The sequence below is a fragment of the Okeania sp. genome (assembly GCF_983059655.1).
The window spans coordinates 1-3,929 of the sequence record NZ_CEZPJD010000745.1; the positions used below are offsets into that span (position 1 = coordinate 1).

The 3,929-nt window shown below is 40.9% G+C and carries 1 protein-coding gene; it reads left to right on the forward strand.

Annotation, left to right across the window (positions count from 1 at the left end):
* Window positions 1-428 precede the first annotated feature (428 nt).
* Window positions 429-3,665: a carbamoyl-phosphate synthase large subunit gene (gene carB / locus AC3DU7_RS27700; RefSeq protein WP_488042479.1), complete on the forward strand. Its 3,237-nt coding sequence runs from the start codon at window positions 429-431 to the stop codon at window positions 3,663-3,665.
* The last annotated feature ends 264 nt before the right edge of the window (window positions 3,666-3,929 follow it).

The window sequence follows — 3,929 nt, forward strand, 5'->3', positions numbered from 1 at the left end:
AGTTATTAGTTACCAATTATCAGTACCTCCTACTGTTTGCGCAGCATTCCGTAGGAAAGCAGAGCGACTATATCTAAAATATGAGTTAACAGCAGTTAACCCCTACAAGTGGTTTATATTTTCTTATGTTGCGTAAGTCCCGATCCTCATTAATAAGGAAAGGTCTGAGAGCTTATTTCTTGGACAAAAGTTAAAAATATTAATTTCGACTTCTATCAAGTCAGATTAATTAATCATAATATAGGAGGATTATATAATTAATTAAATTAACAATTAATCATTCCTTATTCTTTTTTTCAGAGTATTTAAAACTCATCATTTAAATGCCCAAATATAAAATTGGTCTGTATATCATAACACTACAACTATACTAACCCTTAAAATACTGTGAATTAACCCTTAATTGTCAAACAAATAAATATAAATTTATGCCGCGACGCCAAGATATACGCAAAATTCTACTTGTTGGTTCTGGTCCGATCGTTATTGGCCAAGCCTGTGAATTTGACTATAGTGGTACACAAGCTTGTAAAGCTCTTAGAGAAGAAGGATTTGAGGTTGTGCTGGTTAACTCCAATCCAGCAACAATTATGACAGACCCAGAAATTGCCGAATGTACTTACATCGAACCCTTGACCCCTGAACTTGTAGAAAAAGTCATTGCCAAAGAACGACCAGATGCTCTCCTACCCACAATGGGAGGTCAGACAGCTTTAAATATAGCAGTATCCTTGGCCAAAAATGGTACTTTAGCTAAGTATGGTGTTGAGTTAATTGGGGCTAAACTACCAGCAATTGAAATGGCCGAAGACCGACTGCTATTTAAAGAAGCAATGGCTCGAATTGGCATTCCGGTTTGTCCATCGGGTATCGCTAGTAGTTGGGCAGAGGCAAAGGCGCTTGCCAACGAAATCGGCACTTATCCCCTAATTATTCGCCCTGCTTTCACTCTGGGGGGGACAGGAGGAGGTATTGCTTACAATCAGGAAGAATACGAAGTAATGGCACAAGCAGGGATAGATGCTAGTCCGGTATCTCAAATCCTAGTGGAAAAATCGTTGATTGGTTGGAAAGAATATGAACTGGAGGTAATGCGAGATTTGGCAGATAATGTAGTAATTATCTGTTCGATCGAAAATATTGACCCGATGGGTGTACATACTGGAGACTCGATCACTGTTGCTCCAGCTCAAACATTAACGGATAAAGAATATCAACGACTACGAGATGCTTCGATTAAAATTATCCGGGAAATAGGGGTAGAAACTGGGGGTTCCAATATTCAATTTGCCACCAACCCGGTGAATGGGGATATTATTGTGATTGAAATGAACCCTCGGGTGAGTCGCTCTTCAGCTTTGGCATCAAAAGCTACTGGTTTTCCTATTGCTAAAATGGCAGCAAAATTAGCAGTGGGTTACACCTTAGATGAAATTCCTAACGATATTACTAAAAAGACACCTGCTAGTTTTGAACCGACTATTGATTATGTAGTCACAAAAATTCCTAGATTTGCTTTTGAGAAGTTTCCGGGTTCCCAAGCAGTGCTGACAACTCAGATGAAGTCGGTGGGAGAAGCAATGGCAATAGGTCGGACATTCCAAGAGTCGTTTCAGAAAGCGTTGCGGTCTCTAGAAACAGGTAGAGCTGGTTTTGGTGGCGATCGCTGGGAAAAGTTACCTAGTTTAGAACAAGTACGCTCGGGGTTACGCACGCCTAACCCAGAAAGAGTATTTACAGTACGTCATGCTTTATTGTTGGGTATGACAGTAGAAGAAATTTATGAATTGACGGGAATTGATATTTGGTTTCTGGATAAGATGCGGGAGTTAACCGATACAGAAAAATTGATTAAGCTGACTCCGCTCAAGGAGTTGACAAAAGAGCAGATGTGGGATATTAAACGGCAGGGTTTTAGCGATCGCCAAATTGCCTATTGTAGTAAGACTGATGAGGATGAAGTTAGAAGTTATCGGTTAAGCTTGGGAGTTAAACCTGCTTATAAAACAGTTGATACTTGTGCAGCAGAGTTTGAGGCACTGACACCTTACTATTATTCTACTTATGAAGAAGAGTCAGAAGTTTTGCCCTCTGAAAAACCAAAGGTAATGATTCTCGGAGGTGGACCAAACCGTATCGGTCAGGGAATAGAATTTGATTATTGTTGTTGTCATGCTAGTTATGCTCTGGGAGAGGATGGGTTTGAAACAATTATGGTGAATTCTAATCCGGAAACTGTTTCGACTGACTATGATACGAGCGATCGTCTTTATTTTGAACCTTTAACTAAAGAAGACGTACTAAATATTATTGAGGCGGAAAACCCAAAAGGAATTATTGTTCAGTTTGGCGGTCAAACACCCCTGAAATTAGCAGTTCCCCTCCAGAAGTATTTAGAACAAATAGAAACTCCTTCCCAAACTAAAATCTGGGGTACCTCGCCAGACTCTATTGATACCGCAGAAGATCGAGAAAGGTTTGAGCACATTTTACGAGATTTAGATATTCGTCAAGCAGCAAATGGTCTCGCTCGTAGTTTTGAGGATGCGTTAGCAGTTGCACAAAAAATAGGTTATCCAGTAGTGGTGCGACCTTCCTATGTATTGGGAGGTAGAGCGATGGAAATTGTCTATTCTGACCAAGAGTTGGAACGTTATATGAAGTTTGCGGTACAGGTGGAACCGGAACATCCTATTTTAATTGACAAATTCTTGGAAAATGCTATTGAGGTAGATGTGGATGCTATTGCTGATGCCACAGGTCAGGTAGTTATCGGTGGCATCATGGAACATATTGAGGAAGCGGGTATTCACTCTGGTGACTCTGCTTGCTCTATTCCTTATCAAACTTTAGCTCCTGCTGCGGTGGAAACAATTCGCCAATGGACTGTTGCTCTGGCAAAAGCGTTGAATGTTATTGGGTTAATGAATATTCAGTTTGCAGTGCAAGGGGAAACCGTATATATTTTGGAAGCAAACCCCCGTGCATCACGGACAGTACCTTTTGTCTCTAAAGCAATAGGTGTACCCTTGGCAAAAATGGCATCGCGGGTGATGTCTGGAAAAAAATTAGAGGAATTAGGTTTTGTAGAGGAACAAATTCCCGGTCATGTTTCGGTGAAAGAAGCAGTGTTACCATTTGCTAAATTCCCTGGTACAGATACAATATTAGGACCAGAAATGCGCTCTACTGGTGAGGCTATGGGTATTGATGTTGACTTTGGTAAAGCTTTTGCTAAAGCACAGTTATCTGCAGGGCAAAAGTTGCCTTTGGAGGGAACTGTGTTTGTGTCGATGAGCGATCGGCATAAAGAAGCAGTTGTACCAGTGGTTAAGGATTTGATTGAGTTGGGTTTGAAAGTGATAGCGACTGAGGGAACTCGGAAGGTATTGTGTTTGCATGGTTTGGATGTGGCGTTGATGTTGAAGTTGCATGAAGGGCGACCTAATGTTTTGGATGGGATTAAAAATGGAGAAATTCAGTTGATTATTACAACTCCTTCTGGAGAGGAAGCGCGTGCTGATGGGATTAAAATTCGGCGGAGTTCGTTAGATTATAAAGTGCCGTTAATTACGACTATTGCAGGTGCGAAAGCAACGGCGGCAGCGATTCGAGCGTTGAAGTCTGGAGCGTTAGAGGTGAAGGCGATGCAGGATTATTATTAGAGGAGGAACGGCTAGACACGGATTATGGCACGGATAAACGGATTTTGTTAATCAGTAATCTGTTGTAAGGCACTGTTTTAGAATATATGATGGTCTAGTAGAGTGTGTTGTAACGCATCTGATAACACAAGTGCTTGTTAGAGCGTTGCCTAGAAAAATAGTCAACCCTGTAGGGATGTTTCATGGAACATTCCTACCCACATTCCGCACTTCAATTTATATCATTAAAAGTAGTATATAAATCCGTAGTTTGCTAAGTATTTA

Excerpts from the sequence above, each read along its gene's own strand:
- carB (WP_488042479.1), top strand. The coding sequence starts at position 429 with ATGCCGCGACGCCAAGATATACGCAAAATTCTACTTGTTGGTTCTGGT.